Annotated in this window: 28 protein-coding genes; 12 read left to right on the top strand and 16 right to left on the bottom strand. The window is 64.5% G+C overall.

Annotated features, from left to right (window positions below; all coding sequences use genetic code 11):
- Positions 1-8: 8 nt before the first annotated feature.
- Complete coding sequence (locus RIN79_RS07965) at positions 9-824, bottom strand: DUF6456 domain-containing protein (RefSeq protein WP_309084102.1); 816 nt, start codon at positions 822-824, stop codon at positions 9-11.
- Positions 821-1240, bottom strand: coding sequence for a helix-turn-helix domain-containing protein (locus tag RIN79_RS07970; RefSeq protein WP_375165892.1), 420 nt, complete (start codon positions 1238-1240; stop codon positions 821-823). The genes RIN79_RS07965 and RIN79_RS07970 overlap by 4 nt, the downstream gene beginning before the upstream one ends.
- Before the next feature lie 209 nt (positions 1241-1449).
- Between RIN79_RS07970 and RIN79_RS07975 the strand changes: the two genes are divergently transcribed.
- The gene (locus RIN79_RS07975) at positions 1450-1791 is read left to right on the top strand and encodes a cytoplasmic protein (protein WP_309084104.1); all 342 of its coding nucleotides are present in this window, start codon (positions 1450-1452) and stop codon (positions 1789-1791) included.
- A gap of 31 nt (positions 1792-1822) precedes the next feature.
- Here RIN79_RS07975 and RIN79_RS07980 read toward each other — a convergent pair whose 3' ends face one another.
- The 8 genes from RIN79_RS07980 to RIN79_RS08015 all read right to left on the bottom strand — a co-directional run bounded on the left by RIN79_RS07980 (position 1823) and on the right by RIN79_RS08015 (position 8491).
- On the bottom strand, positions 1823-2242 hold the full coding sequence (locus RIN79_RS07980) for a MucR family transcriptional regulator (RefSeq protein WP_375165893.1): 420 nt from the start codon (positions 2240-2242) through the stop codon (positions 1823-1825).
- 383 nt (positions 2243-2625) lie between these two features.
- Positions 2626-2985 carry a monovalent cation/H(+) antiporter subunit G gene (gene mnhG, locus RIN79_RS07985; RefSeq protein WP_309084105.1) on the bottom strand — a complete coding sequence of 120 codons (360 nt, stop codon included), beginning with the start codon at positions 2983-2985 and terminating at the stop codon, positions 2626-2628.
- Positions 2978-3313 (bottom strand): cation:proton antiporter, encoded by a 336-nt coding sequence (locus tag RIN79_RS07990; RefSeq protein WP_309084106.1) that lies wholly within the window; start codon positions 3311-3313, stop codon positions 2978-2980. Before RIN79_RS07990 ends, mnhG begins: the two co-directional genes overlap by 8 nt.
- Positions 3310-3783, bottom strand: coding sequence for a Na+/H+ antiporter subunit E (locus tag RIN79_RS07995; protein WP_309084107.1), 474 nt, complete (start codon positions 3781-3783; stop codon positions 3310-3312). The genes RIN79_RS07990 and RIN79_RS07995 overlap by 4 nt, the downstream gene beginning before the upstream one ends.
- Entirely contained in the window at positions 3780-5345 is a 1566-nt protein-coding gene (locus RIN79_RS08000) for a Na+/H+ antiporter subunit D (RefSeq protein WP_309084108.1), read from the bottom strand. Before RIN79_RS08000 ends, RIN79_RS07995 begins: the two co-directional genes overlap by 4 nt.
- A 5-nt stretch (positions 5346-5350) precedes the next feature.
- Positions 5351-5728: a Na+/H+ antiporter subunit C gene (locus tag RIN79_RS08005; RefSeq protein ID WP_309084109.1), complete on the bottom strand. Its 378-nt coding sequence runs from the start codon at positions 5726-5728 to the stop codon at positions 5351-5353.
- Positions 5728-6147 (bottom strand): Na+/H+ antiporter subunit B, encoded by a 420-nt coding sequence (locus RIN79_RS08010; protein ID WP_309084110.1) that lies wholly within the window; start codon positions 6145-6147, stop codon positions 5728-5730. The genes RIN79_RS08005 and RIN79_RS08010 overlap by 1 nt, the downstream gene beginning before the upstream one ends.
- Before the next feature lies 1 nt (position 6148).
- Positions 6149-8491 (bottom strand): putative monovalent cation/H+ antiporter subunit A, encoded by a 2343-nt coding sequence (locus tag RIN79_RS08015; RefSeq protein ID WP_309084111.1) that lies wholly within the window; start codon positions 8489-8491, stop codon positions 6149-6151.
- 205 nt (positions 8492-8696) lie between these two features.
- Here RIN79_RS08015 and msrB point away from each other — a divergent pair, with 205 nt between their 5' ends.
- Both msrB and RIN79_RS08025 read left to right on the top strand, forming a co-directional pair.
- The gene (gene msrB, locus RIN79_RS08020) at positions 8697-9104 is read left to right on the top strand and encodes a peptide-methionine (R)-S-oxide reductase MsrB (RefSeq protein ID WP_309084112.1); all 408 of its coding nucleotides are present in this window, start codon (positions 8697-8699) and stop codon (positions 9102-9104) included.
- Positions 9105-9217: 113 nt separating this feature from the next.
- Positions 9218-11320, top strand: a complete 2103-nt coding sequence (locus RIN79_RS08025) for a S9 family peptidase (RefSeq protein ID WP_309084157.1) — start codon at positions 9218-9220, stop codon at positions 11318-11320.
- Positions 11321-11394: 74 nt separating this feature from the next.
- On the opposite strand, the gene RIN79_RS08030 is transcribed toward RIN79_RS08025, so the two are convergent.
- From RIN79_RS08030 to RIN79_RS08045, 4 genes are all read right to left on the bottom strand, one after another.
- A complete protein-coding gene (locus tag RIN79_RS08030) occupies positions 11395-12315 on the bottom strand; it encodes a cytochrome c (protein ID WP_309084113.1) in 921 nt (306 codons plus the stop codon).
- Positions 12316-12321: 6 nt separating this feature from the next.
- On the bottom strand, positions 12322-12771 hold the full coding sequence (locus tag RIN79_RS08035; protein WP_309084114.1) for a cytochrome c: 450 nt from the start codon (positions 12769-12771) through the stop codon (positions 12322-12324).
- Positions 12772-12980: 209 nt separating this feature from the next.
- Positions 12981-13583, bottom strand: coding sequence for a superoxide dismutase (locus RIN79_RS08040; RefSeq protein WP_309084115.1), 603 nt, complete (start codon positions 13581-13583; stop codon positions 12981-12983).
- Positions 13584-13678: 95 nt separating this feature from the next.
- On the bottom strand, positions 13679-14557 hold the full coding sequence (locus RIN79_RS08045; protein WP_309084116.1) for a branched-chain amino acid aminotransferase: 879 nt from the start codon (positions 14555-14557) through the stop codon (positions 13679-13681).
- 135 nt (positions 14558-14692) lie between these two features.
- Between RIN79_RS08045 and RIN79_RS08050 the strand changes: the two genes are divergently transcribed.
- Positions 14693-15355 (top strand): haloacid dehalogenase type II, encoded by a 663-nt coding sequence (locus RIN79_RS08050; protein ID WP_309084117.1) that lies wholly within the window; start codon positions 14693-14695, stop codon positions 15353-15355.
- A 194-nt stretch (positions 15356-15549) separates the two neighbouring features.
- Positions 15550-16296 carry a L,D-transpeptidase gene (locus RIN79_RS08055; protein WP_309084118.1) on the top strand — a complete coding sequence of 249 codons (747 nt, stop codon included), beginning with the start codon at positions 15550-15552 and terminating at the stop codon, positions 16294-16296.
- 75 nt (positions 16297-16371) lie between these two features.
- On the opposite strand, the gene RIN79_RS08060 is transcribed toward RIN79_RS08055, so the two are convergent.
- Positions 16372-17913 (bottom strand): DUF853 domain-containing protein, encoded by a 1542-nt coding sequence (locus tag RIN79_RS08060; protein WP_309084119.1) that lies wholly within the window; start codon positions 17911-17913, stop codon positions 16372-16374.
- Positions 17914-18104: 191 nt separating this feature from the next.
- On the opposite strand from RIN79_RS08060, the gene RIN79_RS08065 reads away from it, so the two are divergent.
- The 7 genes from RIN79_RS08065 to RIN79_RS08095 all read left to right on the top strand — a co-directional run bounded on the left by RIN79_RS08065 (position 18105) and on the right by RIN79_RS08095 (position 25265).
- A complete protein-coding gene (locus RIN79_RS08065) occupies positions 18105-19544 on the top strand; it encodes a methylmalonyl-CoA mutase family protein (protein ID WP_309084120.1) in 1440 nt (479 codons plus the stop codon).
- Positions 19541-21685: a methylmalonyl-CoA mutase gene (gene scpA, locus RIN79_RS08070; protein WP_309084121.1), complete on the top strand. Its 2145-nt coding sequence runs from the start codon at positions 19541-19543 to the stop codon at positions 21683-21685. The genes RIN79_RS08065 and scpA overlap by 4 nt, the downstream gene beginning before the upstream one ends.
- 35 nt (positions 21686-21720) lie before the next feature.
- Positions 21721-22710, top strand: a complete 990-nt coding sequence (locus RIN79_RS08075; protein ID WP_309084122.1) for a magnesium transporter CorA family protein — start codon at positions 21721-21723, stop codon at positions 22708-22710.
- 28 nt (positions 22711-22738) lie between these two features.
- Positions 22739-23146 carry a GFA family protein gene (locus RIN79_RS08080; RefSeq protein WP_309084123.1) on the top strand — a complete coding sequence of 136 codons (408 nt, stop codon included), beginning with the start codon at positions 22739-22741 and terminating at the stop codon, positions 23144-23146.
- Positions 23147-23245: 99 nt separating this feature from the next.
- Positions 23246-23476 carry an AbrB/MazE/SpoVT family DNA-binding domain-containing protein gene (locus RIN79_RS08085; protein WP_309084124.1) on the top strand — a complete coding sequence of 77 codons (231 nt, stop codon included), beginning with the start codon at positions 23246-23248 and terminating at the stop codon, positions 23474-23476.
- Positions 23473-23862: a type II toxin-antitoxin system death-on-curing family toxin gene (locus tag RIN79_RS08090; RefSeq protein ID WP_309084125.1), complete on the top strand. Its 390-nt coding sequence runs from the start codon at positions 23473-23475 to the stop codon at positions 23860-23862. Before RIN79_RS08085 ends, RIN79_RS08090 begins: the two co-directional genes overlap by 4 nt.
- Positions 23863-23900: 38 nt before the next feature.
- Positions 23901-25265, top strand: coding sequence for a TIGR03808 family TAT-translocated repetitive protein (locus RIN79_RS08095; protein WP_309084126.1), 1365 nt, complete (start codon positions 23901-23903; stop codon positions 25263-25265).
- Here RIN79_RS08095 and RIN79_RS08100 read toward each other — a convergent pair.
- Positions 25262-26275: an asparaginase gene (locus RIN79_RS08100; protein ID WP_309084127.1), complete on the bottom strand. Its 1014-nt coding sequence runs from the start codon at positions 26273-26275 to the stop codon at positions 25262-25264. The two genes, RIN79_RS08095 and RIN79_RS08100, sit on opposite strands and share 4 nt — an antisense overlap.
- Positions 26276-26327 lie beyond the last annotated feature (52 nt).

Raw genomic sequence — 26327 nt, forward strand, 5'->3', positions numbered from 1 at the left:
CTTCCGGTTCAGCGCAGGTTCGGCCGGTATCCCTCGGCCCCCCAATGGAGGATCGCGCGGCGGCGCGGCCGATGCGGCTCGTAGTGGCGGTTGAGCGCGGCAAGCGCCGTCTTCAGGACCACCTTGGCCGAACGCACCGGCCAGCCGCGCTCCATCTCCACGCGCTCCAGCCCCTTCAGGAAGCAGCACACATCGACCAGCACCCCGGCAAGCTCGGGACCCACGGCGGAAAGCGCGTTGTCTACCCGCTGGCGCGCGGCGAGCGCCGCGTCGGTCAGGTCGGCAATCCCGTTCTCGCGGCCGTCGCGCCGCCCGCTCGCCACCGCTTCGCTCCAGTTGGCCCCAAGGCGCGGCATGATCTGCCCGCGCGTATAGTCGGCGCGAAGCCGCTCGCCGGCGCGGAATTCGCCGTCCTCCAGGAACGACTTTCCGTCCCGCATGCGCAGGCGCGCAAGCTGCGCCAGCGGCGATTCGGACAGGTTGGCGCGCACGGTCCGCTCGGCGCCGTCAGCAAGGATCCGGCGGGTGCCGATCTCGATCTGCTGCGCCAGGAAAGGCTCGTCCGGAGCCTGCTCGCGCCTGGCCGAAGCCCTCCCCTCCGGCGAAAGGGTCAGCCGCCCCTCCGCTTCCTCAACGACGCCGCTGCGCGCCAGTGCCGCGAGCGTCGCCACGGCGGCCGAGATCATCCCGCGCTCGCCGCCGTCAAGGAGCATGGTGCCCTCCTTGGCCGAAGGCCGCGGCAGGGCTGCGCCGCCGGCGAGGAACCGCACCACGCGCAGCTTCTCTCTCTCGGCGCGCTTCGCATCCATTGAGGACCGCTTCATCGCAGGACCTCCATGTGCCGGAATGCCGCCGCCGTCACCTGCTCCGTCATATGGATGATGCGGTCGAAGTCCTCATCGTCGCGCAAGTCCTCGATCGTGTGGCAGGCATGCAGCACGGTCGTGCGGTCCCGGCCAAAGCCGCGGCCAATATCGTTCATCGACAGGCGCAGCACCACATGGGCCACATACATGCCCATCTGCCTCACCCGCGCGACCTCGGTCGAGGATCGGCCTGGCCGCCTCAGCTCCTTTCCGCTGACATTGAAGACCGCGGCGACGATATCCATCACGCATTCGCAGATATCGATCACCCGCTCATCGCTGACGGGGCTGAGCTTGCGCGGGAACGGACTCTGGGTTCCGAGAAACCCGATCGGCTCCTTATCTGACTGGATTTTTCTTGCGGTGGCTTGCACGGAACACATCCCATGTTCGAGAGGAATATATTCCTTATATCCAGCCTCGCATGGGGTGTGAACAAAAAGAGAACGAATATTTTTCGACGGTGAGGTCAAGCCACTGATTCAGCGGCTTCTTTTTTCTTTGGCCCCGGATTTTTGCCCCGAATCTATCCCCACCCCCCGACGCGCGGCGACACTCGCCCTGTCAAAAACAGGAGCCCGTTATGGAGATGTCGCTGCAGCTGGAAGCCAGGCTTTTTCGCCGGGCGAAGGAGGAAGAGGTCGCGCAGGCGCGCCAATGCGCCGCGTTCTTCCTCATCTCGGGAATAGATTTGTCAGCCGCCCTCGAGACAACGGGGACGGAACGGGCGGCGATCCTTGCCCGGCTTCGCCGGCTGATCGAGCGTGAGCGGCTCAAGGGTGCCCGGCGCCACTGGAGCTACGATCTTAACCGGCACATTGCCCTGAAACAGGCATATGATCGCCTGGACCCACTGGGCGACGAGAAGACAAGGCGCCCGAGGCCGCCGCGCATACGCCGGCGCAAAATGAAAGCGGCGCCTTGAGAGGCGCCGCTTGAAGCTCAGGTCGAAAACGTCACTTGGTCTTGCGCTTGCGCCCCAGCCCCATCTTCTTGGCCAATTGCGAGCGGGCCACGGCATAGGCCGGCGCCACCATGGGATAGTTCGGATCAAGGCCCCACTTCTCGCGGTATTGCTCCGGAGTAAGACCGTAGTGGGTCATCAGGTGGCGCTTCAACGACTTGAACTTTTTGCCGTCTTCCAGGCAGATGATGTATTCGTCATGCACCGAACGCTTCGGATTTACCGCCGGCTTCTGCTTTTCGGCAGGCGCCGGTTCGCTGTTGCGGGTCACACGGCCAAGGGCGGCATGCACGTCCGCGATAAGATTCGAAAGCTCCGCCACCGGAACGGGATTGTTGCTTACATAAGCAGCAACAACATCCGCAGTCAGTTCCATAAGCGTCTCGTCGCTTTTTGTATGTTGCTCATCCATATCCATTATCCTGCCCCAACCTAAATCCTGATCCACACTCGCATCCTTTGTAGGCCACCGCAACTTAACACCATTCGTTCTGATCATATGGCGCGGACCTCCGTAGTTGCGGGGTTATTCACACTTCAATTCGCTCCGTCAACTCACATTTTTTTTCACAGAGGCCGCCTGCTTAATATTGTTATACTTGCTTCCACTGGCGTTGAAGAGCGTGCTCCTGCGGCTTTCCGCCAAACCTATAAAAAATCATGTAGAGCACGGTTTTTTTGCAGCTGACTAGCTTGGAAATGTCGTGAATCCACCCGTTCGGAAGGCACACAGCGGCGGAAACATCCTCCGATGGATATTTTTGCGGAGAATAGTTTGGCGGGGTGAAGAACTGATCAAGTTTTTCCATCTGGCTGCTGATTCGCGATCTTCGCCATGTCGTCATGCACCGATCCGCTCCAGAGCCGGTAGCCGGCGCCATAGGAAGCCTTGGCCAGAAGATGAGCGGAGATCGGCGCCGTCAGTAGAAAGAAGACAACGGCCGCCAGCGCGCGCGTCACCGTGGCGTGATCCTCGGCATAGATCGCGAGCGCGATCAGCATGAGGCCGGAGCCCAGAGTGCCTGCCTTGGAGGCCGCATGCATGCGCGTGTAGAAATCCGGCAGGCGCAGCAGGCCGATGGAAGCGACCAGCGCGAAGAGCGCTCCGATCAGGATCAGCGTGCCGACAAGCAGGTTCTGGATCAGCTCAATCATCGGCCTTCTCCGCATAGATGCCCAGCGGGTCCGGCGCGACGAACTCCTCCTCGTAGCGCCGGCTCATCACGAAGCGGGCAAAGGCTACCGTCGCCAGGAACCCGACCAGCCCGAGCGCAATCGCGATGTCGAGATAGAGCGTATAGCCGGTGCGGATGCCGATCACGGCAATGAAGCCTATAGCGATCGCCACCAGCATGTCGAGCCCGACCACCCGGTCCGGCAAAGCCGGTCCGCGCAGGACGCGCACCACCGTCAGCAGGAAGGAAAGGCTCAATATACCCAGCGCGGCAAGCTCGGCAAATGCAAGGAATCCCTCTCCGGTCATCGAAACGCCTCCATGATCCTGCGCTCGAAACCCTCGGCGATGTCCTTGCGCAGCTGCTCCACATCGGCGCAGTCGAGGGCGTGCACGTAGAGCAGCTTGCGGTCCTCCGACACGTCCACCGAGAGCGTGCCGGGCGTCAGGGTGATCATATTTGCCAGAAGGGTGATCTCGAAGTCGCGGTCGACGGTGAGCGGGTAGGAGAAGATGCCCGGCCGCAGTTCCATGCGTGGCGAAAGCACCAGCATCGCGACGCGCCAAGCGGAAAGGACGAGCTCGTAAAGGAAAAGGCAGGTCAGCGCGATGATCTTGCTGGAGCGGCGGAAATAGCCGAGCGAGCCGACCTGCTCCCGGATGAGATAGAGCGCGACCGCGCCGAGTACGAGGCCGAAGATCATGTTGGCGAGGGACAGGGAACCGGTCACCGCGGTCCAGACCAGCGCCAGAAGCAGGTTCATCAGCGGGAGCCTCATGGCCGCGCGCCCTCCGGGAACACCGTATCGATATAGGCCGAGGCATCGAGGATGCCGGCTGCGGCACGTTCCGCGAGCTCGATCACAGGCTGGGGATAGACGCCCATGAAGAGCATCGGCAGTGCCAGCGCAGCGAGCGCCAGATACCCCAGAAGCGGGGTCGTCGATGCCGCCGCCATGGGCGCTGCATCGGCCCTTTCCCGCCAGATGGCGAGGATGAAGACACGGCCCAGGGCAAGCGTGGTGAGGAATCCCGTGGCAAGCACGGCTAAGGCAAGCCATGGCTGGCCGACGTCCAGCGAGGCGCGCACCAGCATCACCTTCGGCCACAGGCCGGAAGCGGGCGGCAGGCCGGCCGCCGAAAGCATCAGCAGGAGCGCGAAGGCAGCGATCATGGGATGGGCGGAATAAAGCCCCGAAAGCGTGCGCAGCGAATAGCTGCCGCCGATGCCGTTCATGACGCCGGCGAGCAGATAGAGCGCCGCCATGACGATCATCGAATGGAAGGCATAGAAGATGCTGCCGGCCAGCCCCTCGGCGCTTCCCAGGGCGAGCCCCGCCAGCATGATGCCGACGCTGGATATGACGACGAAGCCCAGCACGCGGCGCAGGTCCGTCTGCGACAGCGCGCCCATGATGCCGATGACCATGGTGCCGGCCGCCACCCAGGCGATCACACCGGAAAGGATGGCGCGCTCCGGCGGGAACAGCATCACGAGCGTTCGCAGGAGCGCGTAGACACCCACCTTGGTCAGGACGCCGCCGAACAGCGCGGCGGTCACGATGCGCGGGGTGTGATAGGAGGCCGGCAGCCAGAAATTCACCGGAAAGGCCGCCGCCTTCATACCGAAGGCGAGCAGGAAGAACATCGCTAAGGTCGTCAGAGGCGCGGCCTCGCGCACGCTGTCGGCCTTGCGCGCGATGTCGGCCATGTTGAGCGTGCCGAAGACGCCGTAGAGCAGCGCGGTGGCGGTCAGGAAGAATGTCGTGCCGATCAGGTTGAGGATGGCATATTTCGTCGTGCCGTCGAGCTGGCGATGCTCGGAGCCCAGCACCAGCAGCCCGAAGGAGGAGATGAGGAAGACCTCGAACCAGACATAGAGGTTGAAGATGTCGCCGGTGAGGAAGGAGCCGCTGACGCCGGCCATCATCAGCATGAGGAAAGGATAAAAGCCGTAGCGCCGCCCGATCGTGCCGATATCGGTGGTCGAGTAAAACGCGCAGACCAGCGCCACGAGCGTTGCCACCAGCGAAAGCGATGCGCCGAGGATGTCCGCCGTGAAGGAGATGCCGAAGGGCGGCAGCCAGCGCCCCATGGTCATCACCACCGGCCCCTCATCGAGAATGCGCGCAAGCAGCAGCATGTTGCCGACCAAAGTGGCGGCCAGTCCCGCCAGCGCCACGCCGGCCTGCGGCTTGGTCTCATGGCGGAACATGAGCAGCACCGCACCCACCAGCAGCGGGATCACCACTGGCGCCACGACGAGCCAGTCGGCCGCGCCGGTGGGGGCAAGCACCATGGCGCGCGACAGATCAATTGCTTCGGTTGCTCCAACGGCCATGTCGCTCAGTACCCCAGCGGCGGAAGCTCTTCGCCCTCGGGCTCGGCGACCCGCATGCCGTCCGTGTCGTCGGTGCCGAGTTCCTGATAGGTGCGGAAAGCAAGCACGAGCAGGAAGGCGAAGAAGGAGAAGGAGATGACGATGGCCGTCAGGATCAGCGCCTGCGGCAGCGGATTGGCCGTGACCCCGGCCGGCACGTCGAGATCGACCGGGATGATCGGCGGAACCTCGCGCACCACCCGGCCCATGGTGAAAATGGTGAGGTTCACCGCGTTGCCGAAGATGGTGATGCCGAGGAGAATACGGATGATGTGTCTCGAGAGCATCAGATAGATGGCAACGGCAAAGAATATGCCGACCACCACGGCCAGGATCGCTTCCATCAGGCGTGCTCCCTTTCCTCGAGCGCCAGTGCGATGGAGGTGATCGAGCCCAGCACGACAAAATAGACGCCAATATCGAAAAGGATCACGGTCGAAAAATCGACCGGTAGGCCCAACAGGTCGATGGTGGTCCAGAGTCCGGTCAGGAAGGGCACGTCGAAGAACAGGGACACGACCCCGGACGTAGCCGAGACCAGAAGCCCGAAGGCGGAGATCGCCATCGGGTGAAAGTAAAGCGCGCGCCGCACGGGAGAGACGCCGCAGGCGATTCCGTAGATGGCGAATGCGGAGGCGGCGATCAGCCCGCCTATGAAGCCGCCGCCCGGCTCGTTGTGGCCGCGCAGGAGGACGAATATGGAAAAGAGCACCATCAGGGCCGTGAGGTATGGCGCCGTGGTGCGGAAGATCAGGGTGCGCATCTCAGTCCCTCCCCGCCGGCTTGGCCGCGGGCTTGCCCGCCTGGATGCGCACCAGCGCCAGGATGGCGAGCCCGGCGATCATCACCACCGCGATCTCGCCGAGCGTGTCGAGGCCACGGAAATCGACGATGATGACGTTCACGATGTTTCGCCCATGGGCGATCACGCGAGCGTTTTCCGCGAAGAAGTCGCTGAGCGCGAGATCGAAGGGCAGCTGGCTCACGCGAAGGAGCAGCAGCCCCAGCGCCGTGCCGCACAGCGCCGCGACAGAAACGTCTAGGGTCCTTTGCCCGAGCGGGCGGTGGTCCGCCGGCGAAAGCCTCAGCCGGGTCATCACCAGCGCGAGGATGACAACGGAAAGCGTCTCCACCATGAACTGGGTGAAGGACAGATCCGGCGCGCCCAGCAGCATGAAAAGCAGGGCAACGGCAAAGCCCTGGATGCCCAATGAGACGATCGCCGTCAGCCGATCGCGCGCATAGACCACGGCGGCAAGGCCGATCAGGGCAATGACGAGAACCGTCCACTCGTAAAAGCGCAGGGGGACAAAGACCGGCCAGGACGGCAGTTCGCCAAACCTGATCATCGGCACCAGCAGGGACAGCGCAAGCGCGATGAAGGTCGCGGTCATATAGATGTCCAGACGACCGTTCTGCACGATGCGCGTGACGAAGACGGACAGGCGGATGGTGCCGCGCACGAACTGGTCGAAGCCTCTGTCCGGCCCCCATCCGATGGCGGCGAGCAGCCGCGCCATCGCATGGCGCGCCGGATCGAGCGTCAGATAGGCGCCGATGCCGAGGACGATGGTCACGGCGGAAAGGAGAAGCGGCAGGCCGATATGGGGGACAACCGAAATGGCGATCTCCACCGGCCTGCCGGTCACCGCGCTCGCCATCGGGCTCGACAGGAAATAGTGGCTGAAGCCGGAAAACAGCGCCGCAAGCAGCCCCGCCGCCGCAAGCACCACCGGCCCCAGCCAGAGGAGGACCGGCCCCTCATGGGCGTGTCTCGGCGTCTCCACCGTCTCGCCGGTGAAAGGTCTCAGGCCGACCGCAAAGCCGATGGCGAACATCAGCGCGTTGCCGATCAGCGAGACGGCGGTGAAAAAGAGGCTCCAGCTGCCGCCGGTGCCGATACCCGCATAGATCTCCTCCTTGGCCAGGAAACCGAAGAAGGGCGGCAGCCCGCCCATGGACATGGCGGCGAGGAGGGCGGCGGCAAAGGTGATCGGCATCGCACGCCGCAGGCCGCCGAGCTTCGTCAGATCGCGTGTGCCCGTCTCGTGGTCGACGGCGCCGGCGACCATGAAGAGCGCGCCCTTGAACATGGAATGGGCAATGAGGTAGAGCACCGCCGCTTCGACCGCGACCTCCGATCCGAAGCCGGTCAGCATGACGAGCAGCCCGAGCGAGGCGACGGTCGTATAGGCGAGCATCAGCTTCAAGTCCGTCTGGCGCACCGCCAGAAGCGTGCCGACGATCAGCGTCGTCCCCCCGAAGACCGGCAGGACCGTTTCCCAGAGCGCCGTCTCCCCCATCACCGGGTTGAGCCGCATGAGGAGATAGACGCCCGCCTTCACCATGGTCGCCGAATGCAGATAGGCGGAGACCGGCGTCGGCGCCTCCATCGCGTTGGGCAGCCAGAAGTGGAACGGGAACTGCGCCGACTTCGTGAAAGCGCCCCCGAGCACCAGGAGAAGAGCCGCAAGATAGAGCGGCGCCTCGCGCAGCCCGTCGCCCACCTGAAGCAGCGCCGACAGGGAGTTGGCCCCGGTGGCGTTCCGGATTACCAGCAGCCCTGCCAATAAGGACAGCCCGCCGGCGCCAGTAACGATCAGCGCCTGGAGCGCGGCGCGCCGCGCCGCCTCGCGCCCATGATCGAAGCCGATCAGCAGGAACGAGGCGATCGAGGTCAGCTCCCAGAAGACGAAGAGCATCAGGAAGGAGTCGGCCACCACCAGCCCCTGCATCGCCCCCATGAACATCAGGATGAAGGAGAAGAAGCGGCCCTGCTGCCGGTGGCCTTTGAGATAGCCGCCCGAATAGAGGACGATCAGCGTCCCGATGCCTGAAATCAGCAGCGCGAAAGTGAGGGAAAGCCCGTCCAGGTACCAGGAGAAGTCGACATCAAGGCTGTCGATCCAGGAATAACCCCCGCCCACCGCATCGCCAGCCGCAATCGCGCCGAGAAAGCCGGCGAAGTGGACGAACAGGAAGACTGGTACAAGGGCGAGCACCCAAGCTGCGTTATGGCCGAGAGCACGGGTGAGAAAGGGAGCGGCGGCGGCGCCGGCAAAGGGCAGGATCAGCGCAACAAAAGTCAGCCACTGCCCGTCCGCCATAGGTTCCCCTTAGCCGTCATTGCGCCCCTTGAGCCAGGACACGCTTTGTATCCATCTGATCGAGGTCGTGACATAGACGTTCAAATCCCCTCGGGCAAGGCGAGTGCGTCAAGAGGCCATCTCCGCGTGCTGCGACAGTGCGGCGCCGGGGGCTGCAAACCGGACCGACAAGGCCTAAATAAGGGCAATCGGAATGGAGAAGATCATGGCTGGCGAGAGACGACTGAAAGTTCAGAAGTCCGATGATGAATGGCGCCGGGAGCTCACCCCCGAGCAGTACCACATCACGCGCAAGCACGGCACGGAACGCGCATTCACCGGCCCCTACTGGGACAATAAGCAAAAGGGTCTTTATCGCTGCGTTGCCTGCGGAAGGCCGCTTTTCACGTCAGAGACCAAATATGATTCAGGCACAGGCTGGCCGAGCTTCTACGCGCCGGTTGAGGAGGATGCGGTGAGCCTGCACAAGGACCGGTCGTGGTTCGTGACACGCACGGAGGTGCGCTGCGCCGACTGCGATTCCCATCTGGGCCACGTCTTCGAAGACGGCCCGGCCCCGACCGGCCTGCGCTACTGCATGAACGGCCACGCCCTGAAATTCGACGAAGGCTGATCTGGCCTTCGCAATACCAAACCGCACAAGCCGATCTCTCAACACCGCCGGCTGCCGTCACCGGCGGCGAAGGAAATGGTGCCATGTTCCGGAAGTTCCAGGAGTACCCATCCATGCTTGCTAGGTTCGAGTTCCCGTCCATCCCCGCGCCGATCGCCGAGAAGCGCCCGCGCCAGGACACGCGCCACGGCATCACGCGGACCGACGAATATGGCTGGCTGCGGGCGGAAAACTGGCAGGAGGTGCTCAGGAACCCGGCGGCGCTCGCCGCCGATATCCGCGCCCATCTGGAGGCCGAGAACGCCTATCAGAAGGCAATGATGGCGGAAACGGAGGAGATCCAGAAGCTGCTCTTCGCCGAGATGAAAGGCCGCATCAAGGAGGACGACAGCTCCGTGCCGATGAAGGACGGGCCCTTCGCCTATGGCAGCGCCTATCGGGAGGGCGGCGAACATCCGCGGTTCTTCCGCACGGCGCGCGAGGGCGGCGAGGAAGAAATCCTCCTGGACGGCGACGTGGAAGCGGAGGGGAAAAGCTATTTCAATATCGGCGGAATCAGCCACTCGCCCGACCACCGCTACCTCCTCTGGAGCAGCGACGACAAGGGATCGGAATATTTCGCCCTGCGCATCCGCGATCTCGCGTCCCGGCGCGACCTTGAGGAGCGGATCGAAGGATCGAGCGGCTCCGGCACCTTCACGGCCGACTCGCGCGGGTTTTACTATGCGAGGATCGACGACAATCACCGGCCGTCGAAGATTTTCTTTCATGCGCTGGGTGCCGATCCCGCCGCGGACCGGCTCGTTTACGAGGAAACGGACCCGGGCTATTTCATGAGCGTGTTCGGCAGCCGCCTGGACGACTGGATATTCATCAGGATCCACGATCACGAGACCAGCGAATATCGCATCCTGCCGGCGAACCACCCCGAGGCCGCGCCCCGCATCGTCGCGCCGCGGCAGCCTGGCGTGCTCTACGACATCGAGCCCGCGGGCGAGGAGTTCTTCATCCTGACCAATCGTGACGGCGCCAAGGATTTCAAGATCATGACCGCGCCGGCGGCCGATCCTTCGCCCGCCAACTGGCGCGAGCTCGTACCGCACGAGCCGGGGCGGCTGATCATGTCAATTCTCGCCTTCCGGGACTTCCTCGTCCGGCTCGAGCGCTGGGAGGGCCTGCCGCGCATCGTCGTGCGCGAGCGCGCCACGGGCGAGGAACACGTCATCGCCTTCCCGGAGGAGACCTATTCGCTCGGCCTTTACGGCTCCTACGAATATGACACGGACGTCTTCCGCTTCTCCTATTCCTCGATGACCACGCCGGCTCAGGAATTCGACTACAATATGCGCACGCGCGAGCGCGTGCTCCTGAAGACGCAGGAAGTCCCCTCCGGCCACAACCCGGAAGACTATGTCACGCGCCGCCTGATGGCGCCGGCGCCCGACGGCGAACTCGTCCCCATCTCGCTCGTCCATCGGCGCGGTCTGCCGCTCGACGGCTCGGCTCCCTGCCTGCTCTATGGCTACGGCGCGTATGGGGCAACGATCAGCGCCTCCTTCCGCACCAATTGCCTGTCCCTTGTCGACCGGGGCTTCGTCTATGCCATCGCCCACATCCGCGGCGGCAAGGACAAGGGTTTCTCCTGGTATGACGACGGCAAGCGGGAGAAGAAGCAGAACACCTTCACCGACTTCATTGCCTGCGGCCGGCACCTGGTCGAACTCGGCTATACCAGCCACGACAGGCTCATCGCCGAAGGGGGCTCGGCCGGTGGGATGCTGATCGGCGCCGTCGCCAATATGGCGCCAAGGGATTTCTGCGCACTTGTGGCGGCGGTGCCTTTTGTCGACGTGCTCAACACAATGCTCGACGAGACGCTGCCGCTCACGCCGCCCGAATGGCCGGAATGGGGCAACCCGATCGCCAGCAAGCGCGATTATGAGACAATCGCCGCCTATTCGCCCTACGACAATATCCGCGACCAGGCCTATCCGGCGATCCTTGCGCTGGCGGGTCTCACCGACCCGCGCGTGACCTATTGGGAGCCGGCCAAATGGGTGGCGCGCCTGCGCGACCACAATACCGGGCGCAATCCCATCCTCCTGCGCGTCAACCTGGAAGCCGGCCATGCCGGCGCCTCCGGCCGGTTCTCACGCCTGGAGGAAACGGCGCTCAGCTACGCCTTCATGCTGAAGGTGGTGGGGAAGATGCAGTAGGGCAGTAGGGCGAAACCACGAGACTTGCCGGTCGTCTAGACGATTAGACAATTCAGGCGGAGAACCGGAATTCCCTATTGCTCATTCCCTTGTTCCTCCACCGCAGGCACCGCCTTCAGATAGGCAGCGATGGCCTCCCGGTCCTCGGCCGGAAGACGGGCCATATTCTTCTGCACGGGGACCATCGAGCCGCCGACGGAATCGAAATCCGGCGTGAAGCCGCTTTCCAGATAGTAGGCAATGTCGCCTTCCGACCAGGAGCCGATGCCCCCGCCTGGCGTGATGTTGGGCACCCGGCCCTCCCCTTCGAAAGCGTCCCCGCCGGCAAGCCACTGATCGTATTTCAGGCCGCCGACGAAATCGCGCGGCGTATGGCACTCGCCGCAATGGCCGGGCCCTTCGACCAGATAGCGGCCGCGCACCACTGATTCAGACGCGTTCGCGTCCAACGCGATGACCGGTTCCGGATGCATGTAGAGGCGCTTCCAAAGGCCGAGGCCACGCCGCAGCGTGAAGGGGAAGGAAAGAGTATGGTCGGGCGCGCGCTCGGCGACCGGCGGCAGCGTCTTTATGAAGGCGAAGAGATCGATGACGTCCTGCGGCTCCATGCGGGCGTAGGACGTATAGGGAAAGGCGGGATAGTAGTGCTCTCCGTCCGGCGAGACGCCGCGCAGCATGGCGTTGGCGAAATCCGCCTCGCTCCAGGCGCCGATCCCGTTCTCCGGGTCCGGCGAGATATTGGGGGCGATGAAGGTGCCGAACTCCGTCTCCAGCGCCCCGCCGCCGCCAAGTTGCAGCTCAGTCGCGCCTTCGCCGGGTGCTGTATGGCAGGAGGCGCAGCCGCCCGCGAAAAAGAAGCGTTCGCCGCGCGCGGGGTCGCCAGGCTGCAGGCCGGAAAGAGCCGACCCGTCGAGCAGTTCCGGCTCGGTCAAGAACCAGAACGCCGCGCCCGCCACGATGATGGCGGCCGCCAGGATGAGCAGGACGCGGCGCATCGTGCCTTAATTCTGGACGCGGAAGTCCTCGTGACAGGAGCTGCAGTTGGAGAGCACCGGCGTCACCGCCGCCTGGAAAGCGGCAAGGTCTGCCGGGCCTTGGCGACCTGCGGCCTGCATGGCCGCGGCGGCGTCGGTCTGGAACTTGGCGACCGCCTGCTGGAACGCTTCGGGATTCTCCCAGATCGCCGGCGCGGCGGTGGTGTTGCCGCCCGTCTGCGACCCCTCGGGGAAGAAATCGCCCAGTGCCATGGCGGAGGCGTTGAAATTCGCGATCGCCGCCCTGGCGACGGCGGGATTGTATTCGAGTTCGCCCTTCATCATGGCGCCGGAGACCGCCGCTGCGGCCGCATTGGCCTGCATCAGCGCCTTGCGCACTGAAATGGGATCATCGGCGGCGGTCACCGCCGCGGTGGACAGAAGGACGGCAGCGAAGGAAAGCACGACTTTCTTCATGTGCGAAGCTCCAAGAATTCCCCTGCGCCACCATAGTCGCGATTTCGGCCGCGGCCATTGGGAATCTTGGCGTCCTTCGATCACGCTTTCGTGAGTAAGTCCTTCATTCGGTTGGAATGTTTCCGACCGGCGGGTGAGCGCGTCCACGCGCATCCATGAGAAAACCCGGCCTTCCGGCCGGGTTTCTTCAGGTCGTCTGGCCTACCGGGCTAGCCGCGTGCCTGCTCATACATTTCCAGGACATGGTCCCAGTTGATGAGGTTGTCGACGAAGGCTTCCAGATATTTCTGCCGCGCATTGCGGTAGTCGATATAGTAGGAATGTTCCCACACATCGACGCCGAGGATCGGCGTGCCGCCATGGACGAGCGGGTTCTCGCCATTCGGCGTCTTCATGATCTCGAGCTTGCCGTTCTTCACCGCCAGCCAGGCCCAGCCGGAGCCGAACTGCGTCATGCCGGCCTGCACGAAATCGGCGCGGAACTTGTCATAGCCGCCGAGATCGCTGTCAATGGCGGTCTGCAGCGCGCCGGGCAGGCTCTTGCCGCCGCCGCCCTTCTTCATCCATTTCCAGAAATGGATGTGGTTGTAGTGCTGGCCGGCATTGTTGAAGAGGGGCTGGTTCTTGCCATAGGACTGCTTGACGATCTCCTCCACCGAGAGATTGTCCATCCCGGCCTCGGCCGCCAGCTTGTTGCCGGTGTCCACATAGGCCTTGTGGTGCTTGTCGTGATGGAATTCCAGCGTTTCCCGCGACATGTAAGGCTGCAGCGCCTCATAGTCATAGGGCAGGTCCGGCAGTTCAAAGGCCATGTTGGTCTCCCTCAAAAACAGTGGTTGGAATACACAATCCCAGATGGGGTGCGGGACCGGTTTTGGCAACAGCGCCGCGGCGCCCTCTTAGCAGGTCACCCTGCGCCGGTCGAATGGGCCCATTCCCAGTAGAGTTCGCGCGCCTTTCGGGCCACTGGGCCCGCTTGCAGTTCGCGGTCCTCGATCCGGATCACCGGGACGACCTTGGAATGGTTGCCGGTCGAGAAAATCTCGTCCGCCCCGAGGAAATCCTCGACGCTGAGACTCTTCTCGATTACCGGCATGCCCGCTTCGGCAAGAAGGCTCATCACGCGGGCGCGGGTGATGCCGGAAAGGAAAGTGCCGTTCGGCGCGGGCGTGAAGATCTGCCCGTCCCTGACCATGAAGATGTTGGAGGTGCCGGTCTCGGCGACATTGCCCAGCATGTCCAGCACGAGCGCATTGTCGAAGCCGCGCGCCTTGGCCTCCAGGATCGCTCTGCCATTGTTCGGATAGAGGCAGCCGGCCTTGGCGTTGGTGGGCATGGTCTCGTAGGTCGGGCGCCGGAAGCGAGAAACGCCAATGGAAAAGCCCGAGGACGGGATCATCGGCGCTTCGTAAAGGCAAAGGCAAAAGCGCGTGCTTTCGGGATCGGGCGGCACGCTCATATAGCCTCCCTGCTCGGCCCAATACATGGGGCGGATATAGACGGCGGTCCTGCCGTCGAATTTCTTCAGCCCCTCCCATGTAAGCGCCACCATGTCTTCGGCCGGCACCGTGGCTTTCAGTCCGAGCGCCCGGGCGGATGCGTTGACGCGCCGGCAATGGCGGTCGAGATCCGGCGCCACGCCCTCGAACCAGCGCGCGCCGTCGAACACGGAGGAGCCGAGCCAGATGGCATGGGTGCGCGGGCCGGCGATCGGCACATTGCCCTCATGCCAGTCGCCGTCGAGAAAGGTCCAGGTCACCGATTGCGCAGGCGGTACGGTCTTCATGGCTGCTCTCCTGAACATCAGGGATAGCGCCTGCGGGCGCCCCGTCAACCTTCAGGTCGCGCAAAGCGTCGGTCCAGGGTGCTTGACCGGCAATGGCCTATGCGGTCAAAGTGCCCCTTTCAGGACCCAGAGCGTATGCGGTTTTCTGCTTTCGTTTTCGATGCTTACGGCACGCTCTTCGACGTGCATGCGGCAGTGCGCCGCCACGCGGAGGAGGCCGGCCCCGAGGGGCAACTCCTGTCGGAAATCTGGCGCGCCAAGCAGCTCGAATATTCATGGGTCGGAACCCTCATGGAGGACTATACCGACTTCTGGACCTTGACCGAACGTGCGCTCGACTTCGCTTTCCGGAAGGTGCCTTCGGTCGATCCGGCGCTCAGGCAGAAGCTGCTCGATGCCTACTGGCGGCTCGACTGCTATCCCGAGGTACCATCCGTTCTCGCCGCGCTGAAGGCCGGCGGCGCGCGGCTCGCGATCCTTTCCAACGGCTCGGCAGCCATGCTCGAAGCAGCGGTGAAGTCGGCCGCCCTCGACACGCTCTTCGACGACATCTTTTCCGCCGACATGGTGAGCAGGTTCAAGACGCATCCGGCCGTCTACGAGCTGGTGACTACCGCGCTCCGCGTCTATCCCGATACGATCTCCTTCCAGTCGTCGAACCGGTGGGACGTGGCGGGCGCGACGAAGTTCGGCTTCCGCACGGTTTGGATCAACCGCAGCGGCCAACCGGACGAATACGTCCGGCACCAGCCGCAACTGGTCCTTCCCTCGCTCGAGGGCCTGCTCACGGCGCGCTGACGAAACCGTGACCTGAGAAGCGTTGCAGAATTGCAATAGCGGGCGAACAATATGGACTCGCGCCCGTTTCTCCACCTTGCGTCGAGCGCCACAAGGTTGGATTCACCATGACGAGTCTCCTCGGCAAAGAGTCTTTCGCGTTTCATCCGCGTCCGGCCTGCGACGGGGCCGCATCCCCTAAAGACCAAGAGAACATGTCCGAATCCGATCAACCCTCCACCCTATCCCGCCGCGCATTCCTATCGGGCGCCCTCGCCGGCGTCGCGGTCTTGTCCGGCTGTGCGAATGTGCCGTCGGAGCCGCCGCCGATCGCCTATCGGCCGGCCCCACCGCCGCCGCCATTCGCCCCGCAGGCCGCATCCATGATGTACGGCGCGATTGTCGACAACGGCTTTGAAATCCCCGCCGTTCCGGTGGAGAAGATCGATCCGCGCTATCTGCGCCAGGAGGTCCTTGACCCTACCGGGGAAGCGCCGGGCACCATCGTCGTCGATACCGCGCAGCACTTCCTCTATCTCGTCCGCGGCGGCGGCCGCGCCTTGCGTTACGGCGTCGGCCTTGGCCGCGAGGGCTTTGCCTGGGCCGGCCGCGCCCAGATCGAGCGCAAGACCATGTGGCCGAGATGGCATCCGCCGGAGGAAATGATCCTGCGGCAGCCGGAGCTGGAGAGATACCGCACGACCTATGACAAGGCGACCGGCCGATGGCTGGGTGGCATGGATCCCGGGATCATGAACCCGCTCGGCGCTCGCGCCCTTTACCTCTACCAGGACGGCAAGGACACGCTCTACCGCATCCACGGCTCGCCGGAATGGTGGACCATCGGCAAGTCAGTGTCCTCGGGATGCGTGCGCATGATCAATCAGGACGTGATCGACCTTTTCGACCGGGTTCCCGAAGGGACGCCCGTGCTGGTCACCAGCGGGCTGCGGGCGGTGTAGCGCGTCGGGCGCTTCGGCTCTCCTGAACGGCACGCTTTATCGATCGAGGGGGAGCTCCGTGCCTCCCCTCTTCTCTTACCGCCTTCTCCTGAGGCTTCCCAACAGTCCGCGGATGATTTCGCGGCCGAGCGTGGTTCCTACCGAGCGCACCACGGACTTGACGGCAGCTTCCGTGACCGATTGGCGGCTGGAGCTCCTGGCACGGCCGCGCGAGGCGGGACGGCCGCTCGAGCTTCCGAAATCCGGCAGCGTCCACCCCGATCCGCTCTGCTGCCCGCCTCCCTGCGCTTCCTGTTCGGCCTGCGCGGCCTTGGCGGCCGTCCGCTTCTGCAGCATCTCGAAGGCCGATTCGCGGTCGACCGTCTGATCATACTGACCGGCCATCGGACTTGCCTGCATGATCGAGCGCCGCTCGGCATCAGTGATGGCGCCGAGGCGCGAGGACGGCGGGCGGATGAGCGTCCGCTGCACCATCGAGGGGACACCCTTTTCCTCCAGGGTCGAGACCAGCGCCTCGCCAGTGCCGAGTTGCGTGATCGCCTCAAAGGAATCGAATTCCGGGTTGGGACGGAAGGTCTCGGCGGCCGTCTTCACCGCCTTCTGCTCCCGCGGCGTATAGGCGCGCAGCGCATGCTGGATGCGGTTGCCGAGCTGCGCCAGCACCGTCTCCGGCACGTCGAGCGGGTTCTGCGTAACGAAATAGACGCCGACGCCCTTGGATCGGATCAGGCGCACGACCTGCTCCACCCGGTCGATGAGCGCCTTGGGCGCCTCGTCGAAGAGGAGATGCGCCTCGTCGAAGAAGAAGACCAGATTCGGCTTTTCCGGGTCGCCGACCTCCGGGAGCTCCTCGAACAGTTCCGACAGAAGCCACAGCAGGAACGTCGCGTAAAGCCGCGGATTCATCATCAGCTTGTCAGCCGCAAGCACGCTGATCACGCCGCGGCCGTCGCTCGTCGTGCGCATCAGGTCGGCGATGCGCAGGGCAGGCTCGCCGAAGAAATGCTCGCCGCCCTGCTGCTCCAGGATCAGGAGGGAGCGCTGGATGGCGCCGACGGACTGTTTCGACACATTGCCGTAGCGCGCGCCGATCTCATCCGCCCGCTCGGCGATGTTCGACAGCAGCGCCTGCAGGTCCTTCATGTCGAGGAGCAACAGGCCCTCCTCGTCGGCGATGCGGAAGGCGATGTTCATCACGCCTTCCTGCGCTTCCGAGAGGTTCATGAGCCGGGAGAGGAGCAGCGGCCCCATCTCCGAGACCGTGGCGCGGATGGGATGGCCCTTCTCGCCGAAAAGGTCCCAGAAGACGACCGGGAACTGCTCTGGCTGATAGGGGTCGAGCCGCACATCGGCCGCCCGCTTGACGAGGAAATCCTTCAATTCGCCCGGCATCGCCACGCCGGAAAGATCGCCCTTGATGTCGGCGGCGAAGACCGGCACGCCGGCCTTGGAGAAGCCTTCGGCAAGGATCTGCAGCGTCACGGTCTTGCCGGTGCCGGTGGCGCCGGTGACCAGGCCGTGCCGGTTGCCATAGCCGAGCAGCAGCTTTTCCGCCCGCTGATAGCTGTCGTCCTTGTGCCGGCTCGCACCGATGAAAATGCTATCGTCCGCCGTCATGGCCCCTCCTCGTTCTCCGCCGCAGCACCGATCCGGTATAGTCAGAGCGGCATCGCCGCACAACGCATTCTTCCGGCAGCTGCACATTCTGCACATCGCCGGAAGAAAAGGATGCGAGGGCGAAACGGCGCATTGCGACAGGCGTGAGGTCATCCTAAACTTGGCCCGTGGTGCGCAGAAAGGGAGCCTTGATGGATCGCTCGATCCTGAGCAATGCGGATTTCCCCGCTGTCGATCGAGGGCAGTGGCTGGAGCTTGTCGCGAGGTCACTGGGCAAGGATACCGATTATGAATCCCTGATCCGCCACACGGACGACGGGATCCCTGTCGAGCCGCTCTACGAGCGCAGCTCCAACCCCTCGCCGCTCGCCCGCCGCGATCCGGCCTCGCCATGGAAGCTCATCCAGCGCATGGACGATCCCGATCCCGTCCGCGCCAATGCTCAAGCAAGGGAGGACCTGGCGCAGGGGGCGCAGGGCTTGTCGCTGGTCTTTGCCGGCGCGCCCAACGCATTCCGCTATGGCCTTCCGTCGAACCCGGAGGTGCTCGAGACCGCCCTTGCCGACCTGCCGCTCAAGGACATCCACCTGCGCATCGACGTCCATCCGCAGAGCCGCGCCTCCGTGGACTGGCTGGTCGACATCCTGACGAAGAAGCGCGCCGATCCGGCGCGGCTCAACCTCTCCTTCGGCATCGATCCGGCCTCGCTCTTCGCCGGAACGGGCCGGCTGCGCATGTCCATCGAAGCGCTGGAAGCCTCGATGCCGCCGTCGCTGGCCGGCTATTTCGCTCTCTCGCTGCCGGGAATCCTGCTCGAGGCGGACGGGCGCGTCTTCCACAATGCCGGCGCGACGGAGGCGCAGGAACTGGGCATCATGCTCGCCTCCGCCGTCGCGCATCTGAGGATGTTCGAGGAGGCGCGCCAGCCGCTTGTCTATGCGGTCCCGCATATCGGCTTCGCGTTGAGCGTGGACCAGGACCAGTTCCTGTCCATGGCCAAGATCCGCGCCCTGCGGAAGCTCTGGGCGCGCATGCTGGAGGCGTGCTCCATAGGACCTTCGCCCGCCACTGTCCACGCAGAGACCTCCTACCGCATGATGACGGCGCGCGATCCGGAAACCAACATCCTGCGCACCACCATCGCCGCCTTCGCGGCCGCCTGCGGCGGTGCCGATTCCATCTCCGTTCTGCCGCACACCATCACGCACGGCCTGCCGGACGGCTTTGCGCGCCGGCTCGCGCGCAACGCGCAGCTGATCCTTGCCGGCGAGAGCCGGCTCGACTTCGTCGCCGATCCGGCGGCCGCCTCCGGCGCGATCGAGGCGCTGACGGACAGCCTGTGCGAAAAGGCGTGGGAAGAATTCCGCCAGATCGAGAAGGAGGGCGGGGTTCTGCGCAGCCTTGCCCACGGGCATATCCAGAGCCGCATCGACGCCGCCCGGGCAAGGCGCCTTGCCGAGTTTCGCGAGGGCAACCGCAACATCGTCGGCACCACGCTCTACAAGCTCGCACAGGAGCGGCCATTCACGACGCTCTCCGCCGAGCGCCAGCCCATCCCGACCGACGGCGCGGTGGCCTGCATCCCGCTTGCCGCGGCCCGCATCGACGAGGGCCTTGGAGAGCCCGCATGATCCCGGACTTTTCCGCCGTCGCCTGGTCGCCGCCGGCGGGGATCGAGCCCGGCTGGCCGCAAGGCCGCTGGAAGACGCCCGAGGGCATCGCCATCCGCCGCGCCTATGGTGCGGCCGACATCACGGATCTGCCCTATCTCGACACCTATCCCGGCCTGCCTCCCTTCATCCGCGGCCCCTACCCCACGATGTATGTCCAGCGGCCCTGGACGATCCGCCAATATGCCGGGTTTTCGACGGCGGAAGAATCGAACGCCTTCTACCGGCGCAATCTGGCGGCCGGCCAGAAGGGCCTCTCCATCGCCTTCGACCTTGCGACCCATCGCGGCTATGACAGCGACCACCCGCGCGTGGCGGGCGATGTCGGCATGGCGGGCGTCGCGATCGATTCCATCCTCGACATGCGCCAGCTCTTCGACGGCATCCCGCTGGGCGAGATGACGGTTTCGATGACCATGAACGGCGCGGTTCTGCCGATCCTGGCGCTCTATATCGTCGCGGCGGAAGAGCAGGGCGTTGCCCAGGAGGACCTGGCGGGCACCATTCAGAACGATATTCTGAAGGAGTTCATGGTCCGCAACACCTATATCTATCCGCCAAAACCGTCCATGCGGATCATCTCGGACATCTTCGCCTACACGGCGGAGCACATGCCGAAATTCAACTCCATCTCGATCTCCGGCTATCACATGCAGGAGGCTGGCGCGACCGCTGATCTGGAGCTTGCCTACACGATCGCCGACGGCATCGAATATATCCGCGCGGGTCTCGCCGCGGGCCTCAACATCGACCGCTTCGCGCCACGTCTGTCCTTCTTCTGGGCGATCGGCATGAATTTCTTTATGGAAGTGGCGAAGATGCGGGCCGCGCGCCTCATCTGGGCGGCCCTGGTCAAGAAGAATTTTTCGCCGCGGGACGAGCGCTCGCTGGCGCTACGCACCCATTGCCAGACCTCCGGGTGGTCCCTCACCGCCCAAGATCCCTACAACAATATCGTCCGCACCATGGTCGAGGCCATGGCGGCGACGCAGGGGCACACGCAGTCGCTGCACACCAACTCCTTCGACGAGGCGCTGGCCCTGCCCTCGGACCACTCCGCCCGCATCGCCCGCAACACGCAGCTCGTGCTGCAGGTCGAGTCCGGCACCACGCGCATCATCGACCCCTGGGGCGGATCGGCCTTCGTCGAGCGCCTCACGCATGACCTTGCCGCCCGCGCGCTCGCCCATATCGAGGAGGTGGAGAGCCTCGGCGGCATGGCGGCGGCGATCGAAAAAGGCGTGCCGAAGCTGCGCATCGAGGAAGCGGCGGCGCGCACCCAGGCGCATATCGATTCCGGCGAGCAGCCCGTCATCGGCGTCAACCAGTTCCGTCCCGAGGAGGACGTGACGGTCGATGTGCTGAAGGTGGACAATGCGGAGGTGCGGGCGCGCCAGCTCTCAAAGCTTCAGCAGCTGAAGGGCACGCGCGACGTGGCGCGGGTGGAGACGGCGTTGGGCGAACTCACCGAGGCGGCGGAGCGCGGCGCCAATCTGCTCGAATTCGCCATTCGCGCCGCGCGCGCCCAGGCGACGGTGGGCGAGATTTCCTACGCGCTGGAGAAGGTTTTCGGCCGTCACGTAGCCGACATCCGCACCATCTCAGGCGTCTACCGGAAGGAAGTGGGCGAGAATGAGGCCGTCCTGCGAGCCGAAAACAAGGTCGCCCTTTTCCGCGAGCGCACCGGCGGCCCGCCGCGCATCCTCGTCGCCAAGGTCGGCCAGGACGGCCACGACCGGGGCCAGAAAGTCATCGCCACGGCCTTCGGCGACCTCGGTTTCGAGGTGAGTGTCGGGGCGATGTTCCAGACGCCGGACGAGGTGGCGAGGCTGGCGGACGAGAGGGACGTTCATGTCGTCGGCGTATCCTCGCTCGCCGCGGGGCATCTCACGCTGGTGCCGGAGCTGAAACAGGCGCTGAGGCGGCTCGGCCGCGACGACATCCTGATCGCAGTCGGCGGCGTCATCCCGCCCGATGATTTCGATGCTCTTCGATCAGCGGGCGCGGCCGAAATCTTCCCGCCCGGCACCGTGATTGCCGAAGCGGCGGAGCGGCTGGTCGACAGGTTGCTGGATCCCGCGCGAAACCTTTCGGCTGCATAAAGCGTCTCCCACTTCTCCGTTCCGGTACCCAGCAGATGATCAAAGTCTACACCACCGATGGCGACCGGCTCAGGGGCGCCGAAATAAAGCCGGGCGAGCCGCTTCCCGAAGGCGCGCTCTGGATCGACCTGCTCAATCCTTCCGCGGAGGAGGACACGACGGTCGAGAAATGGATCGGCGCGCCGATCCCCACCGACAAGGACATGGTGGAGATCGAAGAATCGAGCCGCTTCTACATGGAAGAAAAGGTTCAGTACCTCACAGCGCCCATCCTGCACGCGGTCAACGAGCATCGCGTCATCTCGCCAATCTCCTTCATCCTCGCCGGCAAGCGGCTGGTAACGGTTCGCTACAGCGAGCCCAAGGCATTCTCGATTTTCCTCAACCGCGCCACCAAGCCGGGAAATGGGCTCGTGGAGGCGGACTGCACCGGGCTGTCGGTCCTGATCGGGTTGCTCGAGGCGATCACCGACCGGCTCGCGGATATCCTCGAACACGTCACGGAGGAGATCGAGTCCGCCTCCAACATGATCCTGCACCGCCACCAGCAGCAGCGCCCCATGAGCACGAAGGAGTTCCGGCGCATCCTGACGCGCATCGGCAGCCAGGGCGCCTTCCTCTCGAAAGTGCGGGAGAGCCTGTCGGGGATAGGCCGGCTCCTCGCCTATGTCATCGCCAATATGGAAAACGGGCCGCTCCGCGAGGAAGCACGCTCGCGGCTTGCCTCGGTGGAGCGCGACACGCGCTCGCTCGAGAACTATATCGATTTCCTGTCGAACAAGATCACCTTCCTGCTCGACACCATCGTGGGGCTCATCACGGTGGAGCAGAACGCCATCATCAAGATCTTCTCGGTGGCCGCCGTCGGGCTGATGCCGCCGACGCTCATCGCCTCGATCTACGGCATGAATTTTCACTTCATGCCGGAACTCGACGAGGTCTGGGGCTATCCCGCGGCTCTGATCGCCATGGTGCTTTCGGCAATCCTGCCGCTGATCTTCTTCCGCAGGAAGGGCTGGCTCTGATAGAGTTTGGGCAACCCGGAGGAGAGCGATGAAGATCGACGGGCAGTGCCATTGCGGTCACGTGACCTACGAGGCGGAGATCGACCCGGAGCGCGTCCATATCTGTCACTGTGACGACTGCCAGAGGCTCACGGGCTCGCCCTACCGCGTCTCGGTGCAGGCTGCGCGCAGCGATATTCGCCTCACCGGAAATCCGCCCAGGGTCTATACCAAGACGGGGGAAAGCGGCCGGAAGCGCCGACAGTATTTTTGTCCCGAATGCGGCTCGCCGGTTTTCGTATGCGGCGAGGATCCCGATCAGGGCGACTGGGGCATCCGCTGGGGCAGCATCAACCAGCGCCGTGGGCTTTCGCCGAAGCGGCAGATGTGGTGCCGTTCGGCCATCCCGTGGGCGGCCAGCGCGTTTGAGGACCTGCCGCAACGGGAGACCCAGTAGGCGCCTGGGGTTCACAGCGCATCGTCCAGCCGGCCATCGTCCCCTTGCCGAGTGAACCTCCGATGTTATATCATGTGTTATAACATCTGGAGCAGAGCGATGAACGTCACCATCCGCAGAATAGGCAATTCCGAAGGCGTGATCCTGCCGAAAGAACTGCTCGACCGGCACAACCTCAAAGCCGGCGACGTGCTGAATGTGCTGGAGGAAGGTCACGAATTGCGCCTTCGCCCCCTCGCGGACGATCCGGAGGAGTTCGAGCGCAAGATGTCGATCGCTCGGCAACGCATGAAGAAGTATGAGGTGGCTTATCGGGCTTTGGCCAAGTGACGGAGTTCCACAGCCGCGCCTTCGTGGAGGCACTCCATCGGGAGCAGTTGCGGCTCCACGGAGGCGCAGCAGGTCTGCGGGACGAAGGCGCGCTCGAATCCGCACTCAGCCGGCCGCTGTACAAAGAAGCTTACGGCCAGCCGGATCTTTGCGAGCTTGCCGCGGCATATCTGTACGGAATCGTGAAAAACCATCCTTTTGTGGATGGGAACAAGCGGACCGGCTTCGCGGCTGCCGATCTTTTCCTCTATTTCAACGGCCTCAGCCTCGAGGCAAGCCAGGAGGACGTGATCCAGCTCGTCACGATGCTCGCCGCAGGCGAGATCGACGAGGAAGGCGCCGCCGCTTTCTTCCGCGACTATACGGTGAGGCGCGAAGAGGAGTAGCGGCACCTATCCTCGTTTCGGCAGCTACGGGGTACGCGATGAACAGACGCCATCTCCTCAAAGCCAGCGCCGGCTTTGCCGTTCTCGGCCTTGCGGCGCCACGGGCAGCTTTCGGCCAGGAGGCGCTGTTCCGGTCAATCCGCGGCTCTATCAATGCGGAAGAATTCGGCGTCCGACCCGGTGCCGCCGATGACCAGCGAGACGCCTTCGCAAGAATGCTGGAGCGGGCCAGCGCGGAGAACATGCCGATCTTCCTGCCGCCGGGCAACTATATCGTCTCCGATATCGACTTGCCCCCGCGCGTGCGCCTCTTCGGCGTTGCCGGCGCGAGCCGGATTGTGAATGGCGGCGGCGCGCTCCTCAGCGGCCGGGAGATCGAGCACCTGACCCTCGCGGGGCTGGTGCTCGACGGCGCGCATGCGGCTCTTGCCGGCGAGGTCAAGGCACTTCTCGATCTGCGCGGCGCGGAGCATGTCGCCATCAGCGACTGCACCGTCCTCGACAGCGGCGGAAGCGCCATCCGGCTGGAGCGGGCGGCCGGGCGGGTCGAGAGGACGGATGTCTCTCACGCAGCGGATATCGGCATCCACTCGATCGACGCGACGGGAATCGCGATTGACGGGAACTCGGTGTCGGACTGCGGCAACGGCGGCATTCTCGTCCACCGCTGGCAGGCGGGCAGCGACGGCTCCATGGTCACGAACAACCGCGTCAGGCGGGTCAGGGCCGAAAATGGCGGCACGGGACAGCATGGCAACGGCATCAATGTCTATCTCGCCCATGACGTTGCTGTCACCGGCAACCATATCGCCGACTGCGCCTTCTCCGCCATCCGCTCCAACAGCGGCAGCAATGTGCTGATCGGCGGCAACCATTGCCTCCGCTCGGGCGAAACGGCCATCTACAGCGAATTCTCCTTCGAGGGGGCGGTGATCGAAGGAAACATCGTCGACGGCGCCGCCAACGGCATTTCCATCGTCAATTTCAACGAGGGCGGGCGAATGGCGACCTGTACCGGCAACATCGTCCGGAATCTCACCACGGAAGGGCCGTACGAGCCGAGCCCGCCCGGCTTCGGTTGCGGGATCTCCGTCGAGGCGGACAGCACCGTCACCGGCAATGTCATCGAGAACGCGCCCGCCTGGGCCATGCAGATCGGCTGGGGTCCTTTCCTGCGCAACGTGATCGCGACCGGCAATGTCATCCGCAAGGCGGGCCTCGGCATCGGCGTCTCCGTGGTCGAGGGCAGCGGCTCGGCGCTCATCACCGACAACATCATCGAAGGCGCCGAGCGCGGCGCCATTGTCGGCCACCGCTGGGCGGAAGCCGTGACCCGGGATCTGGCGCTGCAGGAGGAAAGCGGCTTTGCCCACCTGACGGTGCGGGGAAACCGCGCCGGCTAGTCCGCGATGGCCAAGGCGCCAGCGGGGCGCATGAGGCCCACCTCGATCTCCCGCCAGTTCTTCAGCACCGGCCGGGCCATGACGGCAAGCGCCGCCCGCAGCGGATCATCCGCGGCCAGCAGGAGACGCAGGACGGCGGCCACCATCACCTCCGCCGCCCGCCCTGCCCCGTCGTCGCATTTGAGCGCAATGCCCAGTCCAAGTTCGGGGATAGCGGCGCAGAACACACCCTCCGCGCCGGTCTTGGTGAAGATGCGCCCCCTCCCGGCCTCCATCATCGCCGTATCGGCCCGCCCGGTGCCGGCCACATAAAAAGGCTCGGCCATGCAGGCGGAAAGAATCCGCCTGGCGGCGGCCGCCCGCCCGCGTGACAGTCCCGCGCCGGTCGCCATGCGCGCAAAGCCCTGCGCCAAGTTCTTCAGCGGCACCGCATAGGTGGGGATGGAACAGCCGTCTGTAGCTCGCATGTCGCTGGTGTGCGCGGCCCCGGTCACATCCTCCAGCGCCTCGCGAACCATCTCCTGCAACGGATGAGCGTGGCCCACATATCCATGGTGGTCGATGCCCCGATGCACGCAAGTGCAGAGAAACCCGGCATGCTTTCCCGAGCAGTTGTTGTGGATCTGCCCAGGCTCGCCGCCCGATCGCGCAAGCTCGATGAGGGCCTTGTGTCCCGTCGGCCAATGGGCGCCGCATTCGTAGGCGTCCTCGTCGAGCCCAGCCTTTGCGAGCATTGTGCGCGCCAACTCGGTATGCGCGGGCTCCCCTGAGTGGGAGGCGCAAGCGAGCGCGATCTCGCGGTTCCCGAAGCCCAAGGCATCGGCGGCACCGCTTTCAAGAAGCGGCAGCGCCTGGATCGCCTTCACGGCCGAACGGGGAAAGACAGGCCTACCCACATCGCCGATCTCGAGTGCCAGCCTGCCGTCGGCATCGGCCACGGCTACCGCGCCGCGATGGCGGCTCTCCACCACCCCGCCGCGCAGCACTTCGACCAGCACCGGGTTCGCCATTCTCTCACCAACTTCTTGCAATCCGATCCGCCGTTGAAGCCACTTAAGATCG

This window comes from Chelativorans sp., from assembly GCF_031180965.1.
GTDB lineage: Bacteria > Pseudomonadota > Alphaproteobacteria > Rhizobiales > Rhizobiaceae > Chelativorans.

What these genes read in the sequence shown, in the direction of transcription:
- RIN79_RS07965 (WP_309084102.1), bottom strand. Translation starts at nt 824, where the DNA reads ATGAAGCGGTCCTCAATGGATGCGAAGCGCGCCGAGAGAGAGAAGCTG.
- RIN79_RS07975 (WP_309084104.1), top strand. Translation starts at nt 1,450, where the DNA reads ATGGAGATGTCGCTGCAGCTGGAAGCCAGGCTTTTTCGCCGGGCGAAG.
- RIN79_RS07980 (WP_375165893.1), bottom strand. Translation starts at nt 2,242, where the DNA reads ATGGATGAGCAACATACAAAAAGCGACGAGACGCTTATGGAACTGACT.
- mnhG (WP_309084105.1), bottom strand. Translation starts at nt 2,985, where the DNA reads ATGATTGAGCTGATCCAGAACCTGCTTGTCGGCACGCTGATCCTGATC.
- RIN79_RS07990 (WP_309084106.1), bottom strand. Translation starts at nt 3,313, where the DNA reads ATGACCGGAGAGGGATTCCTTGCATTTGCCGAGCTTGCCGCGCTGGGT.
- RIN79_RS07995 (WP_309084107.1), bottom strand. Translation starts at nt 3,783, where the DNA reads ATGAGGCTCCCGCTGATGAACCTGCTTCTGGCGCTGGTCTGGACCGCG.
- RIN79_RS08000 (WP_309084108.1), bottom strand. Translation starts at nt 5,345, where the DNA reads ATGGCCGTTGGAGCAACCGAAGCAATTGATCTGTCGCGCGCCATGGTG.
- RIN79_RS08005 (WP_309084109.1), bottom strand. Translation starts at nt 5,728, where the DNA reads ATGGAAGCGATCCTGGCCGTGGTGGTCGGCATATTCTTTGCCGTTGCC.
- RIN79_RS08010 (WP_309084110.1), bottom strand. Translation starts at nt 6,147, where the DNA reads ATGCGCACCCTGATCTTCCGCACCACGGCGCCATACCTCACGGCCCTG.
- RIN79_RS08015 (WP_309084111.1), bottom strand. Translation starts at nt 8,491, where the DNA reads ATGGCGGACGGGCAGTGGCTGACTTTTGTTGCGCTGATCCTGCCCTTT.
- msrB (WP_309084112.1), top strand. Translation starts at nt 8,697, where the DNA reads ATGGCTGGCGAGAGACGACTGAAAGTTCAGAAGTCCGATGATGAATGG.
- RIN79_RS08025 (WP_309084157.1), top strand. Translation starts at nt 9,218, where the DNA reads ATGCTTGCTAGGTTCGAGTTCCCGTCCATCCCCGCGCCGATCGCCGAG.
- RIN79_RS08030 (WP_309084113.1), bottom strand. Translation starts at nt 12,315, where the DNA reads ATGCGCCGCGTCCTGCTCATCCTGGCGGCCGCCATCATCGTGGCGGGC.
- RIN79_RS08035 (WP_309084114.1), bottom strand. Translation starts at nt 12,771, where the DNA reads ATGAAGAAAGTCGTGCTTTCCTTCGCTGCCGTCCTTCTGTCCACCGCG.
- RIN79_RS08040 (WP_309084115.1), bottom strand. Translation starts at nt 13,583, where the DNA reads ATGGCCTTTGAACTGCCGGACCTGCCCTATGACTATGAGGCGCTGCAG.
- RIN79_RS08045 (WP_309084116.1), bottom strand. Translation starts at nt 14,557, where the DNA reads ATGAAGACCGTACCGCCTGCGCAATCGGTGACCTGGACCTTTCTCGAC.
- RIN79_RS08050 (WP_309084117.1), top strand. Translation starts at nt 14,693, where the DNA reads ATGCGGTTTTCTGCTTTCGTTTTCGATGCTTACGGCACGCTCTTCGAC.
- RIN79_RS08055 (WP_309084118.1), top strand. Translation starts at nt 15,550, where the DNA reads ATGTCCGAATCCGATCAACCCTCCACCCTATCCCGCCGCGCATTCCTA.
- RIN79_RS08060 (WP_309084119.1), bottom strand. Translation starts at nt 17,913, where the DNA reads ATGACGGCGGACGATAGCATTTTCATCGGTGCGAGCCGGCACAAGGAC.
- RIN79_RS08065 (WP_309084120.1), top strand. Translation starts at nt 18,105, where the DNA reads ATGGATCGCTCGATCCTGAGCAATGCGGATTTCCCCGCTGTCGATCGA.
- scpA (WP_309084121.1), top strand. Translation starts at nt 19,541, where the DNA reads ATGATCCCGGACTTTTCCGCCGTCGCCTGGTCGCCGCCGGCGGGGATC.
- RIN79_RS08075 (WP_309084122.1), top strand. Translation starts at nt 21,721, where the DNA reads ATGATCAAAGTCTACACCACCGATGGCGACCGGCTCAGGGGCGCCGAA.
- RIN79_RS08080 (WP_309084123.1), top strand. Translation starts at nt 22,739, where the DNA reads ATGAAGATCGACGGGCAGTGCCATTGCGGTCACGTGACCTACGAGGCG.
- RIN79_RS08085 (WP_309084124.1), top strand. Translation starts at nt 23,246, where the DNA reads ATGAACGTCACCATCCGCAGAATAGGCAATTCCGAAGGCGTGATCCTG.
- RIN79_RS08095 (WP_309084126.1), top strand. Translation starts at nt 23,901, where the DNA reads ATGAACAGACGCCATCTCCTCAAAGCCAGCGCCGGCTTTGCCGTTCTC.
- RIN79_RS08100 (WP_309084127.1), bottom strand. Translation starts at nt 26,275, where the DNA reads ATGGCGAACCCGGTGCTGGTCGAAGTGCTGCGCGGCGGGGTGGTGGAG.